General features: G+C 66.6%; 13 protein-coding genes. 6 read left to right on the forward strand and 7 right to left on the reverse strand.

The window, feature by feature from the left end; translation table 11 throughout:
• Positions 1 to 92: 92 nt before the first annotated feature.
• The 4 genes from dapA to BV907_RS01175 are packed head-to-tail and all read right to left on the reverse strand — an operon-like array spanning position 93 to position 4,625.
• The gene (gene dapA, locus BV907_RS01160; RefSeq protein WP_077487809.1) at positions 93 to 974 is read right to left on the reverse strand and encodes a 4-hydroxy-tetrahydrodipicolinate synthase; all 882 of its coding nucleotides are present in this window, start codon (positions 972 to 974) and stop codon (positions 93 to 95) included.
• 43 nt (positions 975 to 1,017) lie between these two features.
• The gene (locus tag BV907_RS01165; RefSeq protein WP_077487810.1) at positions 1,018 to 2,376 is read right to left on the reverse strand and encodes a protoporphyrinogen/coproporphyrinogen oxidase; all 1,359 of its coding nucleotides are present in this window, start codon (positions 2,374 to 2,376) and stop codon (positions 1,018 to 1,020) included.
• 30 nt (positions 2,377 to 2,406) lie between these two features.
• On the reverse strand, positions 2,407 to 3,936 hold the full coding sequence (locus BV907_RS01170) for a xylulokinase (RefSeq protein WP_077487811.1): 1,530 nt from the start codon (positions 3,934 to 3,936) through the stop codon (positions 2,407 to 2,409).
• The gene (locus BV907_RS01175) at positions 3,933 to 4,625 is read right to left on the reverse strand and encodes a hypothetical protein (protein ID WP_077487812.1); all 693 of its coding nucleotides are present in this window, start codon (positions 4,623 to 4,625) and stop codon (positions 3,933 to 3,935) included. The genes BV907_RS01170 and BV907_RS01175 overlap by 4 nt, the downstream gene beginning before the upstream one ends.
• A gap of 319 nt (positions 4,626 to 4,944) precedes the next feature.
• On the opposite strand from BV907_RS01175, the gene BV907_RS01180 reads away from it, so the two are divergent.
• Positions 4,945 to 5,760 (forward strand): GntR family transcriptional regulator, encoded by an 816-nt coding sequence (locus BV907_RS01180; RefSeq protein ID WP_077487813.1) that lies wholly within the window; start codon positions 4,945 to 4,947, stop codon positions 5,758 to 5,760.
• A gap of 36 nt (positions 5,761 to 5,796) precedes the next feature.
• On the opposite strand, the gene BV907_RS01185 is transcribed toward BV907_RS01180, so the two are convergent.
• Positions 5,797 to 7,125 (reverse strand): flavin monoamine oxidase family protein, encoded by a 1,329-nt coding sequence (locus BV907_RS01185; RefSeq protein ID WP_077487814.1) that lies wholly within the window; start codon positions 7,123 to 7,125, stop codon positions 5,797 to 5,799.
• 363 nt (positions 7,126 to 7,488) lie between these two features.
• Between BV907_RS01185 and BV907_RS01190 the strand changes: the two genes are divergently transcribed.
• From BV907_RS01190 to BV907_RS19530, 5 genes are all read left to right on the forward strand, one after another.
• A complete protein-coding gene (locus tag BV907_RS01190) occupies positions 7,489 to 8,280 on the forward strand; it encodes an amino acid ABC transporter ATP-binding protein (protein ID WP_077487815.1) in 792 nt (263 codons plus the stop codon).
• A gap of 7 nt (positions 8,281 to 8,287) precedes the next feature.
• Entirely contained in the window at positions 8,288 to 8,935 is a 648-nt protein-coding gene (locus tag BV907_RS01195) for an amino acid ABC transporter permease (RefSeq protein WP_077487816.1), read from the forward strand.
• The gene (locus BV907_RS01200) at positions 8,935 to 9,597 is read left to right on the forward strand and encodes an amino acid ABC transporter permease (RefSeq protein WP_077487817.1); all 663 of its coding nucleotides are present in this window, start codon (positions 8,935 to 8,937) and stop codon (positions 9,595 to 9,597) included. The genes BV907_RS01195 and BV907_RS01200 overlap by 1 nt, the downstream gene beginning before the upstream one ends.
• A gap of 62 nt (positions 9,598 to 9,659) precedes the next feature.
• Positions 9,660 to 10,526 carry a substrate-binding periplasmic protein gene (locus BV907_RS01205; protein WP_077487818.1) on the forward strand — a complete coding sequence of 289 codons (867 nt, stop codon included), beginning with the start codon at positions 9,660 to 9,662 and terminating at the stop codon, positions 10,524 to 10,526.
• Between the two features lie 113 nt (positions 10,527 to 10,639).
• Complete coding sequence (locus BV907_RS19530; RefSeq protein ID WP_077487819.1) at positions 10,640 to 11,410, forward strand: GntR family transcriptional regulator; 771 nt, start codon at positions 10,640 to 10,642, stop codon at positions 11,408 to 11,410.
• A 554-nt stretch (positions 11,411 to 11,964) separates the two neighbouring features.
• Here BV907_RS19530 and BV907_RS01215 read toward each other — a convergent pair.
• Both BV907_RS01215 and BV907_RS01220 read right to left on the reverse strand, forming a co-directional pair.
• A complete protein-coding gene (locus BV907_RS01215) occupies positions 11,965 to 13,131 on the reverse strand; it encodes an NAD(P)/FAD-dependent oxidoreductase (RefSeq protein WP_077487820.1) in 1,167 nt (388 codons plus the stop codon).
• A gap of 30 nt (positions 13,132 to 13,161) precedes the next feature.
• Positions 13,162 to 14,814 (reverse strand): choline dehydrogenase, encoded by a 1,653-nt coding sequence (locus BV907_RS01220; protein WP_077487821.1) that lies wholly within the window; start codon positions 14,812 to 14,814, stop codon positions 13,162 to 13,164.
• Positions 14,815 to 14,929: the final 115 nt, after the last annotated feature.

Consider the following 14,929-nt stretch of genomic DNA (forward strand, 5'->3'; position numbering starts at 1 on the left):
GAAGGCCGACCTCAGCGTCGGGCGGTGCTGTGCGGTGGCGGTCCCGGGGGAGGGGGCAGGGCTCCGCCTCCCCCGGGGGCTGGGGAGTCGGGCTAGGCGAGACCGGCCAGCGCGTCCTTGAGCCGGAGGACGTCGTCGTGCGGAGTCTCCAGGAAGGGCTCGCGCGGCGAGCCGGCGTCCACGCCCTGGAGCCGGAGTCCTGCCTTGACGGCCTGGGAGAACGGGAGCTGCAGGAGGGCGTCGATCACGGGGTACACGCGGCGCCACTGCTCGCGGGCGCCCTCGATGTCGCCGGAGCGGACGGCACGCACGACGCCGGCGATCTCGTCGGGGACGACGTTGGCGGCCCCGGCCATGACGCCGGTCGCGCCCTCGAGGAGGGCGCTGAAGAGGAAGCTGTCCCACCCGACGATGAGGCCGATGTCGTCCTTGTAGTAGTGGATGAGCCGCAGGGCCTGCTCCCAGTCTCCGCTGGAGTCCTTGACGTACTTGACGTTCTCGATCTCCCGGCCGAAGCGCGCGAGGGTCTCGGCGTCGAGGTTCACCCCGGTCACCGAGGGGTTGTTGTAGAGCATGACCGGGATCGAGATGGAAGCGGCGACGTCGGTGAAGTACCGGGTGATCTCCTCGATCGTAAGCGGCTCGTAGTACGGGGCGGCGAGCATGATGGCGTCGGCGCCCGCGCGCTCGGCGGCCTGGGCGAGGCGGATAGCGCGCTTGGCCGTGAGCGAGCCGCTGTTGGCGACCACGGGGACGCGACCGGCGGTGTGCTCGACGACGACCTCGAAGACGTGGATGCGCTCCTCGTCGCTCAGGGCGGCGACCTCGCCGGTCCCGCCGCCGGCGACGAGCGCGTCGATGCCCGCATTGACCGAGCGGTCGACGAGAAGCCGGAGGACGGCGTCGTCGATCTCGCCGTTCTCATCGAAGGGGGTGGACAGCGCGGTCAGGACGCCGTTGATTTCCTTGGACATTCAGGATTCCTTGTCTGGCTGGTGGAAGGTCGGGGGCGGGGGCTCAGCGGCCGCGCTGCAGACCCGTGGAGAGGAGGCTCGCGGCTTCCTGCGCCGCGGTGAACCCGGAGCTGATGGCGGTCTCGGTGTAGAGCGTGCCGAGGTAGTCGCCGGCCAGGAAGATCCGCTCCGACGGACGGGTGAGGATGGGCTGGAGCTTGCTGCGGCCCGGGAAGCAGTACGGCGAGCCGAACTCGAACTTCTCGACGCGGGCCTCCTCGACGATTCCCTCGAAGCCTGGGAAGATCTCGTCGAGCTCGCTGATGTACGTCTTGGCGATCGTGTCCGCGTCAACGTCCCACAGGCGCCGGCCCATGCTCGCGGGCGAGAACGTCATCATGCTGCCGCCGGGCTGCCGGTAGGCCTCGCGGCCGCGGACGAGGTTGCCCTGGTTGAGCGCCACCGTGAAGGACTTGTTCGCGACCGCGATCCCGTACGTGTTGTCGTACGGCATGGGGTGTGTCTCGTTGGTCAGGAACGCGCCGGCGACGTGGGGGCCGTACTCGATCTTCGACAGCGCGTCCCGGAGGTCCTGCGGGAGGTTCACGGCGACGCGGTGGGTGATCGGCGCGGGCGTGGCCATGACGGCGGCGCGCGCCGTGACCTCATGGGCGACGCCGTCCTGGGTGTAGCGGACGACGACGTGGTCGCGGTTCTGGATGACCTCCTCCACGACCGCGCCGAGCTCGACCCGGTCACGCAGGGCCTGGGCGATCCCCTCGGTCAGGGTCGAGGCGCCTCCGGCGATGGCGCGCCCGAGTCCCTGGCCGATGTTCCAGATGAGGCTGAAGTAGCCGATGCCGGCGCCGGCGGAGAGCTGGTCCGGATCGGCGGCGGAGCGCATGACGACGGGGATGAAGAATTTCTTCGCGTCCTCGGAGAGCTGGCCGATGTAGTCGGCGAAAGTGCGGTCGTTCTCGAAGTCGTAGATGCGCTGCTGGCGCACCTCGGGCGTCTCGCCTGGGCGGGAGGCGACGGCGCGCGTGTAGCGCAGGACGTCGAGGCTGAGCTTGATGCCCGGCTTGAGGATGGACAGGCGCCCGGAGGCCTTCATCGGGAACCGGAAGGGGTACGTCATGACGGGGCCGGTCGTGAGGAACTTGCCGTTCATGGCCATGCCCTGGAGCGATCCCGGGATCCGCATCGAGCGGGTGCCGGTCTCGGCGAGCAGCTCGGTGGTCGAGCTGCCCTCGCCCGCGTACATGTGCCCGCCCCAGTTCATGACGTACTGGCCGCGCTTCTCGGACATGACCCGGCCGCCCACACGACGGTCGGACTCGAGGACCTGGATGTCCCAGTGGCGGAGGCGCCACGCCGCGGAGAGGCCTGCGAGGCCACCGCCGATGATGACTGCGTCCTTCATGGAAGGCTCCTTCTTGGAATTCGGGGGTGTCTAGTGGAAGTCCTCGGCCGGCTGGAGCAGCGGCTTGAGGGATTCCTGGAGGGTCATGTAGCGGGAGAACAGCTGGTCGTAGACCTCGGCGTTCTCCGGCCGCGGCTTGAACGAGCGGTCAAGCTCGATGCCCGAGCGCGCCACCGGGACGGCGGAGTCGAGAAGGCCGACGGCGGCTCCCGCGATGAGTGCCGCGCCGCGGCACGCCGCGCTCTCGGCGCCCCGCAGGGTGTGCACGGGAGTCTGGGTGGCGTCCGCCTTGATCTGGCACCAGGCGTCGCTCTTCGACCCGCCGCTGAGCGAGATGATCTCCTCCACGTGCACGCCGAGCCGGGTGGTGGAGTCGATCATCCGGCGCAGCACCATGGCGACGCCCTCCATGATCCCGCGCGAGAGGTGCTGCTTCTTGTGCGCGAGCGTGAGGCCGAAGATGGCGCCGCGCGCGTAGGGGTCGAGGTCGGGCGGTCCGGAGCCCTGCAGGTGGGGCAGGACGATGAGACCGTCGCAGCCCGCTTCGACCTGCTGCACCTCCTGGTCGATGAGGTAGTAGGCGTTGATCCCGCAGAGCTGCTCGATCTGGGTCTCTGTGGGGCAGAACTCGTCCCGGTACCAGCGCATGACCATGCCGCCGGTGGAGAAGTTGTGCAGCATGTACTGCCCCGGGATGGCCGCCGGGAAGCAGGGGACGCGGCCCGAGGCGTCGAGCGCGAGCTCCTCGACGATCGTCACGCTCGTCAGGGCGGAGCCGGTGCTCTCGGAGAAGATCCCGGGGACGGCGTTGCCGACACCGAGGGCGCCGCAGGCCTGGTCGAGCGCGCCGACAGAGACAGGAAGGCCGGCCGGGAGCGCGAGGTGGGCGGCGCCGTCGTCCGTCACGGTCCCGACGATCTCGCCCTGGCCCGCGATCTCGGGCAGCTGGTCCGCGCTGATGCCCAGGTACTCGAGCATCTCGGGCCAGTACTGGCGCGTGTTGATGTCCCACAGGATCGTCGAGCACAGCAGCGAGTCCTCGCTCACGAGCCGCCCGGTGAGCCGGTACACGAGGTAGTCCTTGAGCAGCACGAACTTCGCTGTCCGCTCGAACACCTCGGGCTCGTGCCGCTTGAGCCACAGGATCTTCGCTGCGGGCCAGATGGCGTCCATGGCGACCTGGCCGGTCGTCGAGTGGATCGCGGGGCGGCCGAAGTGCCGCTCGATCTCCTCGGATTCAGCCGTCGCGCGGTTGTCCATCCACACGATCGCGCGGCCGATGGGCCTGTTGTCCGCGTCGAGGCAGAGCATCGTCTCGCCCTGCGCGGAAAGTCCCAGCGCGGCGAGATCCCCGACGGCGCCCGGCACCTCCTCCAGGACGCGGCGGACGGCGAGGGCGAACGTGCTCGTGTACGTCTCGGCGTCGAGCTCGACGCGGCCCGCGCGGGGGGTCAGCAGTGAGTACTCCTCCGAGTGGCTGCCGAGCTCGGCGCCGGCCGCGTTGAAGACGGCGGCCTTGATCGCGGTCGTGCCGACGTCGACTCCCAGAAGGTGGGTCATGACTGGCCTCCCCAGAACGTGGCGTCGATCTCCACGACGCGCTCCAGATTGTCGCGGAAGGACCCACCGGGCACGAACGCACCCTCGAACAGGGCCCCACCCATCGTGTAGCCGAGGGGGCGGATCTCCTGCATCCGGCGGATGCGATCGGCCGAGTTGATGCTGCCTGCGATGATCAGATTCTGGCCCCCCAGCTGGTATTCCACCAGCTTCGCAAGCTGGATCGGGTCACCGTCCGCAAAGCGGTAGGCGACGAGGTCAACACCGTCGGCGCCGAGCCCACGGAGCCGGACGGCGTCGCTGATGACGTCCTCGGGGGAGCCGGTGAGCTCGATCGGCGAGCCGCCGACGCTGCCGCAGAACGGGAAGTACTTCATCCCGGCCTCGCGGACGCGCCCGAGGACGGCCTCCGAGAACACGCCCCCGGTGAAGTACTCGACGCCGCACGCCGTGGCGAGGGCTGCGGCGTTGAGCAGGTCCTTCTCGTCGAAGCTCACGACCTCCAGGACCGGGGTCTTCCCGGCGTCCTTGAAGTCGGCGACGAGCTGCTCCATCTCGCGCGTGGACAGGCCGACGTCCTTGAAGCCCCAGTACTTGACGGGGAGGTCGGCCGCGTTGCGGAAGCATTCGCGGGCGTTGGACACGGTCACGTCATTGTGCGTGAGCATCACGATGATCTCTGGCTTCACGGGCTCGGCTTTCTCCAGGGGGATAGGGCGGACAACTTGTGGGAGGCAGATCTCTGACTTGTTCACGGTCTGCCGGGAATTGATGGCAAGCACTCCATCGGCGAAGGGTTCCAGTCCCCTGTCGAGGCGATGCGGGTGCGAGTTGGTCACAACAATGGGGCTTGACAACTCAAGTGGTCCCATGTCTCTAAAGTTGTCCTACATCTTCGACAAATCGACTGTAGGAGACGTAGGTCACCTGTGTCAACAGACGGACCGAGAGCAGACTTGTCCTCTCAATGCAGGGGCAAAGTTGTCCTACCGTTGTACGATGTAGTGCATGCAGACACAGGTGGAAGCCGCTGGGCCGGAGCCCAAGGCCGCGGGGGAAGCCTCCCAGCGGCTCAGTGCGAAGGATCGGGCGGTCCAGGGCTTGCGCCGCCGGCTCTCGGAGGAGGCGTGGTCGGCGGGGGACCGGCTGCCCTCAGAGCCGGCTCTCGCCAAGGAGCTGGGCGTCAGCAGGGTCAGTGTGCGGGCCGCCCTCGCTGAGCTGGAGAAGGAAGGCCTCGTCGACCGGCGGCATGGGTCGGGCACGTACGTGAATTCGGTCAGGCCGCTCGTGAGCAGCCTGCACCTCAACGTGGGCTCGGACGAACTCATCAAGTCCCGGGGCCATGTGCCGGGGATCTCCGAGATGACCTGGAGGCAGGAGGAAGCGGACGAGGACCTCGCCGAGCGCCTCGGCATCGATGTGGGGACGCCGGTCATCCACCTCTACCGCGTCCGCACCTCGGACAGGACGCCGGTGACGATCTCCCATGACTACTTCGCATCCTCACTGCTTCCGGACCAGCCCATGAGCCTGGGCCTGGGCCCGTCCCTCTACGCCTTTCTCTCCAGCGTCTGCGGGGTGGACGTGAAGTTCGGTGTCGCGACGCTCGAGCCGGCGCAGGTCGGCGAGCTGCTCGCGCCTGTGTTCGGTGTCGCGCCTGAAGAGCTGTGCCTCGTGATCAGGCAGGTCGACTACGACCTGATGGAGCGCCCGGTCTCGTACTCGGTCGAGCACCATCTGGCCAGTGCCTTCGACTTCCAGTTGGTCCGCGAAGGCCCAGCGGTTCGGGCAGCATCCCGGAGTGAAAGCGCCCGTGAGGTATAGGGGTTCACTGCATAGGTCGGAGTCTGGAGAGCGGGCTTAGAGCCCTCTGCCGCCAACCACGTCCGCTGCCACGCGGTCGGCCTCCACGAACGCTCCGTGCGATCCCGCCGTCGTGGAACTCCAGTCGCCTGCAAAGTGCAGGCCATCAACCGGGCGGCGGATCTCGGAGAGGGCGTCCGCGCGCTCCAGGCCCAGGAGCGCGAAACAGTGCTGCCACGTCTGGATGTGATGACCTCTGATCCGTCCGCGCAGGGCCGGAGCGACTGAGAGGAAGTCTTCGAGCCACTCTTCTTCGGCGACCCGATTTCCGGGCACATTGGGCTGATATCCGGCCTGGTTCGCGTAGCACATGTAGTGCACGATCCCGGGCTCGTCTGCGCTGCGCCAGCGGCCTGGGGTGGAGTTGAGGATGCAGTCGAAGCGATGGCCGACTGTGGTCACCATTCCCCAGTCCCGATGCTCCGGGACGTCCGACACATCCGCGGCGATCACCATCGTCGTGTTGCCAGGAGTCGAGGCCGCATCGAGCGCGACCTTCTTCCACTCAGGCAGGCGGGGAACGATCGCCTCGATCAGCGGGGCAGGGACGGCCAGGAGAACCTCTCGCCCTTCGAATTCAGTCTCGCCTTCGGGGGTCACGGCCGTGACGGTGTATACAGCGCGGATCGGATCGAACTCCACCTTCGTCACTGACGCCGACGTGCTGATCGCCCCCGGATCCAGCCGCTCCGCCATGGCCAGCACGACGGACTGCATGCCGTCGATGAGCACCCGCCGGTTCCGCGTCTCATGCGCGGGATAGCTCGCGAAGTAGCGCAGTGCATACTGCGCAATGATCTCGCTGGCTTCGCCGACGGCACCTGCCCGGATGGCTGTCGCAACGATCTCGCGCACTCTGGGCGACAGCCCCTCGAGGCGTTCAGCGACCGTGATCGATGCCAGGCCCTCTGCGCGGTCGGTGAAGACGCCGCCGGCGGTCACCGTCGCGTACTCATTGACCGAGTCGTCGAGGAGCCGGAGCAGTTCAGCGCTTTCGCCGTCGGTGAGCGGGAGCCCCGACACGACCTCGTCATTGGTGCACCCCACTGAGGTGACTCCCTTGTAGGCGATGCCGTACGTCCGGGGCTCGAAGGGGATCGTGTCGAGGCCGAGCTCCTCCACGAGTTCGTGCGTCCGAGTACCCACGTAGACGAACTGTGCACCCGCATTGGCTGCACCTCCTGGAAGGGTGACGCTTTTCGTCCGCCCGCCGACCTGACCTGCAGCTTCCAGGAGCTTCACCGCAAGGCCACTCTCCCGCAATTGGTAGGCGGTCCCAACGCCGGCCGGTCCTCCACCGACGATCACCAGATCATAGAAAGTCATTCTTGTTCCTCTTTGAATCCAGTTGTCGAACAACTTGCGAGGTCTTGATGCTAGGAGTCGCGACCTCTAGTAGTCAATGAACACAGGAGAACTAGGGCTGCGGACCCCACCTTCGCCTCCTGCCATCTACACCCCTTGGATCAGGATCAATCCCAAGTCGTCCTACATCGCGAGGAAGATGTAGACAACTTCCAGACATCTGGCTACAGTGATATCGAGCACACGATGTTGCAGGGATCACACCCGATAGGGACCCAGCCGCTTGTGCCAGCACCAAACAAGTCGCCCGGCTGCGGCCAGGGCACGCCATCCCTGCGGACCGGTCTCAGGACCAAGCGCGTCCGCTACGCGAAGGAACGAAGAATGGTCTTCAGTTTTGGCACGAGAACTCCCCCGACCGCGCTCACTGGTGAGGTAGTGGTCTCTGGGCTCGGCAAGAGTTATGGCGCAAGCCGAGTGTTGTCGGATGTGAATCTGACGATGAACGAGGGCGAAGTGGTCTCGATCATCGGGCCGTCGGGGGCGGGCAAGAGCACGTTCCTGCGATGCCTGAACTACCTGGAGACGCCGACGGAGGGGACGATCGAGATCGGCGGTGCCCGCGTGGTGGCCGGTGGCAAGCGGCCGGACAAGGCAAGCCTCGACCACCTCCGGCGCGTCACGGGCATGGTCTTCCAGAGCTTCAACCTGTTCCCCCACCTCACCGTGATGGAGAACATCACCCTCCCGCAGCGGAAGGTGCTGGGCGCGAGCAAGGAGGAAGCGCAGGAGGTCGCGAACAAGCTGCTCAAGCGCGTCGGCCTTCCCGACAAGGCCGAGCAGTATCCCGCGCGTCTCTCGGGTGGACAGCAGCAGCGCATCGCCATCGCGCGTGCTCTCGCCCTGTCGCCGAAGGTCATGCTCTTCGACGAGCCGACCTCGGCCCTCGATCCCGAGATCGGCCTCGAGGTCCTCGCCGTCATGCGTGACCTCGCCGACGAGGGCATGACTATGATCGTGGTCACGCACGAGATGCACTTCGCACGTGACGTCTCGGACCGAATCATGGTGATGGGCAACGGCGGGGTGCTGGAGATCGGCCCGAGCGAGCAGGTGATGTCGCAGCCTCAGAACGAACGCACGCGGCAGTTCCTCAAGGCCGTGCTGGATCGGTGAGGCGGCCATGATTGCGCAGCTCTTGCTCACGATCGCCCAGGGCGTCGGACTCACTCTCTACGTCACCGGTGCATCGCTGCTGTTCGGGGGCGCTATCGGCCTGGTGCTCGTCGCCGCCGTACGCTCGCGGATCCCGGTGATCAGCGGTATCGCCACCCTGTACATCAATGTGGTCCGGGTCGTCCCGCCGATCACGTGGCTGTTCCTGATCTACTTCGGCCTGCCCCAGTACGCCCTGCGGCTGTCGGCCATCCAGGCGGCGATCGTCGGGTTCTCCCTCATCGCCTCGGCGTTCATGGCCGAGATCTACCGCTCGGGACTGCTCAGCATCCCGGACGCGCAACGCGAAGCCGCCCACGCCCTCGGGCTGAGCCCGGTCGCCACCGTCGGGCACATCATCACCCCGCAGGCGTTCCGGGTCGCGCTGCCGGCGGTGGCCTCGTATGCCATCGGTCTTCTCAAGGACTCCGCCCTGGCTTCCACGATCGGGGTGCGTGAGATCACCTACTACGCCCAGCAGAGTGCAAGGCAGACGCATGAGGGATTGTTGTCGTTCATCATTGCCGGGGTGCTCTACATCGTGATCAGCCTCGTCGTCGCCGTCATCTCCCGGCGGGTCGACCTGAGGCTGCGCAGGAAGATCGGAGTGGCCTGATGGACATGCTCACCCAATGGGTCGGATGGCTGCCGAACCTCGCTCCAGGGGTTCTCGTCAGCCTCCAGTTGACCGGATTCTCGCTGCTCTTCGGCTTCCCGCTCGGGCTGCTGTTCGCCGTGATGGCAGAGGCGAAATTCCTGCCCCTGCAGTGGATTTCTTTCCTGTTCGTCGAGGTCGGCCGCGGACTTCCTGCTCTGGTGCTGCTGTACCTGCTGTACTTCAGCCTCCCGGATGCCGGCATCACGCTGACGTCGCTGACGACGGCGATCATCGCCCTGAGCTGGAATGCAGGAGCGTACGCCTCTGAGTACTTCCGGGCAGGACTTGCCGCGGTACCACTGGGACAGAAAGAAGCGGCGATCACCTCAGGGCTGCGCGGGTGGACAGGATTCCGGATTGTCATCCTGCCTCAGGCACTGCGGATCTCCACCCCGCCCCTGGCCGGACTTGCCGTGCTGATGTTCCAGGGCAGTTCACTCGCCTTCGTGATCGCCGTACCCGAGCTGATGTCCAAGGCCTTCCAGATCGCCTCCATCACCTTCGAGTACATCAGCGTCTATACCCTCACCGCAGTGATCTACGGCTCCATCACCCTCGTCTTCCTGGGCTTCGTCCGGGTGCTCGAACGGCGCCTCGGCCGCCATCTGGAACGCAGATGAAGCAAACCGCCCCTCCACCTCTCGGGGGCAACCCGCCCCACCTCCACCGTTAAGGATCAACCATGTCAAGAAATCCCCGCACCCTCGTGCGCACGCTTTCCGCCGGCACCGCCGCTGGCCTGCTCGCGATCTCCCTTGCCGCCTGCGGCGGCGGCAACACGGCAGGCGTCGGATCCGACTGCACCCCGGCCCACGACGGTCTCAAGACGGTCGCCGACGGCGAGCTCACGGTCGCCAGCTACGAGTATCCGCCCGTCACCATGCTGGACGGCGAGACCTTCACCGGCATGGAAGGCGACCTGATCACGGAGATAGCCAAGATGGAGTGCCTCAAGGTCACGGTGACCTCCTCCGGCGGAGCCGGCGCAGTGATCCCCTCCGTCCAGTCAGGCCGGGCCGACATTGGCTCGGGCAACTGGCTGCGCACGAAGGCACGGAAGTCGATCGTGTACATGAGCACCCCCTTGTGGAGCGATCCGCAGGCGATCGTGTCCAAGTCCGGTCTCACCAGCGACGATCTCGAAGGAAAGGTGGTCGGCTCGGTTGCCGGCAACCTCTGGAACGACAGTATGCAGAAGTGGCTCGGGGACAACTTCAGGATCTATCAGGACGACGAGTCGATCTATGGAGACCTTGAGGCGGGGCGCATCGATGCGCTCGTCGCAGGGGCTGCAGTCGCCACCCACCGGTTCAAGGACAACCCGATTGAGGGTGCCACGGTGATCAACGTCAAGCCGAACCCGAACGTCCCCGAGTTCGCTGCTGTCGGCCAGGTCATGCTGCCGTCCAGCCTCGGCAACCAGGAGTTCGGCGAGGCGCTGGACGAGGACATCGAGAAGCTCCGCCAAGACGGAACCATCAAGAAGATCCTCGAGAAGTACGGACTCGACCCCGCCGTCGGCGAGCCGGGCGCACCCAGCGAGCTCTGACGCTGGCGTCGCACTGCACTCGGGCGGCGTCGGATGTCTCATCCGACGCCGCCCTTGCGCTGTCCTCGGTGCCAGACGGTGGCGCAACTCGTACCAGTCCTGAGAGGTTGCACATGCTTGGACCCATCAGTGTCCGCCGGCCCCCACGTCCGAGCGCTACAGCCCGCGCGGTCGAATCGCTCCGGCTTCTGCTGGCGGAGAGGTCATGGGGCACCGGGGACAAGCTGCCGTCCGAGCCCGCGCTCGCCACACAGATCGGGGTGAGCCGCGTGAGCGTTCGGGCGGCACTCGCGATACTCGAGAGCGAGGGATTGGTCACCAGGCGACGCGGCTCGGGGACCTACCTCACCTCCGTTCGCCCGATCGTGAACAGTCTCCATCTCAACACCGGCTCCAGTCAGCTGCTCAGGTCCCGTGGGCGTGTTCCCGGCATCTCGGAGATGTCCTGGCGTGAGGTGGGGGCAGACGCTGAAGTAGCGGTCAGCCTCGGACTTGAGCTGGGTACCCCAGTGATCGACCTCTATCGTGTGCGGACCTCGGATGGAACGCCGGTGACGGTCGAACACGGCTATTTCGCCGCCTCACTGCTGCCTGAGCAGATGATTGACGTGGGACCGTCCCTCTACGACTTCCTGTCCACAGCGTGCGGAGTCGACGTGGTGTTCGGCATCGCGACCTTGGAACCGGCTCCCGTGGGCGAAGAGCTCTCTGGGATCTTCGGGGTCGGCAGTGAGGAGCTGTGCCTGGTGATGAAGCAGGTGGACTACGACGCGGCCGAGCGTAGTGTCGCTTACTGCGTGGAACGCCACTTGGCGGACGCATTCGACTTCCAGCTAGTGCGCCAGCCGCCGGTCCACCCGGCTTCCCGCCCAGGGCGCCCATAGAAGCCTTCTGGCGCGTTGCCCACTGAGCTCACACATCCCTGACACTCTGAAAGCCCGGCCCCCGAGTGATCCTCGGGGGCCGGGCTTTCCTGGTTGCCGCCCAACGGTTCTTCATTGGACGGCAGATCCCTATGCAATAACCGCTTCGGCGCAACTAGACCCTCCAGACGCTCGCGTCATCCTTGATATGGAGCGCGATGCGGCCTCGGCCGGCTTCCCCCCATACCCAGAAGACGGAGGAGTCGTTCGCGATCATGTCGATGACCCCGGTGACTTCCGTATCCAGCCCCCTCCGGACGAACACCCTGTCGCCAGGAGCGAACGACTGCCATTGCTCAGGGGGAACGGGCAGTCCATACATGGGATGAGGTTCGCCGGGAGAAGGCGGGAATGCTTCCGGATGCTCCCCGGAGGTGCCCTCAGACCCTCGAGTTCCCTGTCGTCCGATGAAGTGCGTCCTGGACTTCACGTACTGACTCCGTTCTCTCTGCCAGACGCCGAAGCGCCGACAGACTCCGTCGGCGCTTCGACCACATCTGCTCCACTGACCGCTACTACCGGATGCCGATCTCGGCATAGGGCGCGTTGTCGCCAACACGCTGGTACCCGAACGGCGTCAGATCGATCGTGAGGTACTTGCCGGTCGTGATGTGCTCCGCGATGGCCCGCCCGACGCCGAGCGCGTGCATGAACCCGTGGCCGGAGAAGCCTGCCGCGACATAGAAGTTGTCGTACCGCCCCTGCCAGTTGCCCACGATGGCATTGCCGTCGAAGCGGTTCTGGTCGTAGAGGCCGGTCCAGGTGCGCTGCTCACGGAAGTCCGTGGCGCCGGAGATGCGGTGTGCCAGGGCCGGCTCGACCACCTTCGCATAGTACTCGGGGTCGATCGTGAACTCTTCGCCGCCTGGGTGGTCGAAGTCCACGAGGCCCACCGAGACGCCCCCGAGGTGGGCATGGATGGCCAGGCCGGCGATGTCCTTGATGAAGGGGAGGTGGTCGAGCGGCTTCGACGCGACGGCGTAGTGCTCGTGCCGGCGCATCGGCTCGACGGGGAGGTCCATGCCCAGCTGCGCCGCCAGGCCAGGGGCCCAGGTCCCTGCGGTGTTCACGAAGGCATCGGCCGTCAGGACCGGCCCGGACGCGAGGCGGACCCCGGTGACCTTGGGCGAATCGGCGATGAGCCCCTGGACCTCGTCCTCGAGGACCGTGACGCCGGCGTGCCGCGCGCGGTTCTGCACGCCCTCGAAGAAGGCCTTCGGATCGAGCCAGCCGTCACGGGAGGAGAGCACCGCGCCGCGAAGGTCGTCGGTGCGGATCTCCGGATACCTCCTGCCGAGCTCAGCCGGCTCGATCCACTCGGCGTCCACCCCGCACGCGCGCTGCGTCTCGTAGTTCCGGGCGAGGATGTCGACGTCCTTCTCGCCGGCGATGAACAGGTAGCCGTTCGAGCGCCACTTCAGGTCCGGCGTCGAGACGCCCGGGACGGCAGCCCAGTCCCCCCAGTTCTCGACGATGTCGAGCGTGTACTGCGAGAGCGCGATGTTCTCCGGGCGGGTGAAGAGCTGGCGGATCCCGCCGGTCCCCTTGCCCGTGGCCGCCTTCGCGTAGGTCGGATCCTTCTCGACGATGACGACCTCGGCGTGTGGGTCGGTGAGCTTCATCTGCAGGGCGGTGGCGAATCCGACGATTCCGCCGCCGATGACAACAACGTCTGCCTTCATGGGTCGTTCCACTCCTGTATTCACGTGCGATCAGATCTTCCGGGTGCTCTGGCCTGACGAGCGGTAGAAACCGGCCGTCGAGGGCTCGAGGGCGGGCACGCCGCGGACCTGGTCTGCGATCTTCTCGGCCATCATCATCACGGGGGCGTTGATGTTGCCCGTGATGACCTTCGGCATGATCGAGGCGTCCGCGATCCGCAGGCCGCCGACGGCGTAGACCCGGCCCTGCTGGTCGACGACGGCCTCGTCGTCGAGGCCCATGCGGCACGTGCCCGAGGCGTGGTACGAGGTCCCGACACTCTTGCGCACGAAGGCCTCGATCTCCGCGTCCGTCTGCGCCCCGGCTCCGGGGCTGAGCTCGGTGGGGGAGAACCGCTGCCAGGCGCGCTGCCGCACGAGCCTGCGGGCCAGCTTGACGCCATCGACCAGATCCTTCAGGTCCTGTCGCTGCTCGAGGTGGTTGAAGACAACAGAGGGGTTCTCGGCCGGGTCGGCCGACTTCAGCCTGACGGCACCGCGGCTCAGCGGCCGTGCGAGGTCCATCCAGAACTGGAAGCCGGGCACCGGGACGACCTTGCCGCGGTGCAGGCGGCGGGTGATCGGCAGGAACTCGTACTGCATGTTGCCGTACTCGACATCGTCGCGGGTCTTGAGGAAGGCGCCGGTCTCGAAGAAGTTGGTGGTGCCGAGCCCCTTGCGCGCCAGGAACCATTCGGCCCCGAGCCGGCCGCGGCCGAGGATACCCAGCTCGCTCGTGAGCGAGTGCTCGTGCGCCGTGCCGAATTGGATGTCGACGCCGGGGTGGTTCTGCAGGTTGCGCCCGACGCCGGCGACGTCGGCGATGAGGGGGATGCCGTGCTGGCGCAGCTCCTCAGCCGGTCCGATGCCAGAGAGCATGAGCAGCTTCGGGGTGTTGACCGCCCCAGCGCACAGGATCACCTCCCGCTCGCTCGAGATCGTCCGGGAGGTCCCGTCTTCGTCGACCGCGATCCCGCGGACCATGCCGTCGCTGACGACGAGGCCCTTGACCATCGTGCGCAGCATGACCGTCAGGTTCGGACGGCCCGCCGCGGGGCGGAGATAGGCCCTAGAGGTGCTCCAGCGCACGCCGTCGTCGATGAACGACTGGGCGATATGCAGGCCCTCCTGGCGGTAGGCGTTGTGGTCCGGCGTCACCTCGAAGCCGGCCTGCTCGCCGCCGCGCAGGAACGCGTCGTAAAACTGGTGGGCGGCACGTGCCCGGGTGATACGGACTGGGCCGTCCCCCCCGCGCCACTCGTTGGCGCCCTCAGAGAAGCTCTCCATCTTCCGGAAGTAGGGGAGGACGTTCGCGTAGGACCACTGGTCGAGGCCGTCGGCGGCCCAGCCCTCGTAGTCGAGCGGATTGCCGCGATTGAAGATCATCGCGTTGATCGAGGATGAGCCGCCGAGCAGCTTGCCGGACTTCTCGTCGATGGTCTTGCCGTGCGCATGGGGCTCGGGACCGGACTGCAGGCCCCACTGGATGCGCTTGTTCTGATAGATGAACGGAAGGGCGGCCGGCATCGCGAGAATCGGATTCCGGTCGCTGCCCCCGGCCTCCACGAGGAGGACCCTCAGGGACGGGTCCTCGGAGAGGCGGGACGCCACAATGCATCCGGCAGTACCTGCTCCGACCACGATGTAGTCGTACGAATCAGCCATGAACGGGCTCCTTGCGGTCGCTGATGTGGCTCGATCGTACGGGCGTGATCTAGCCGACCGCTTCGGAGAATGGAACGAAGCCGCAGCCCGTTTTTCGACAGGAGTCGAAGGGGCA

It is taken from the genome of Sinomonas mesophila (genome assembly GCF_001999765.1).
Classification (GTDB): domain Bacteria; phylum Actinomycetota; class Actinomycetes; order Actinomycetales; family Micrococcaceae; genus Sinomonas; species Sinomonas mesophila.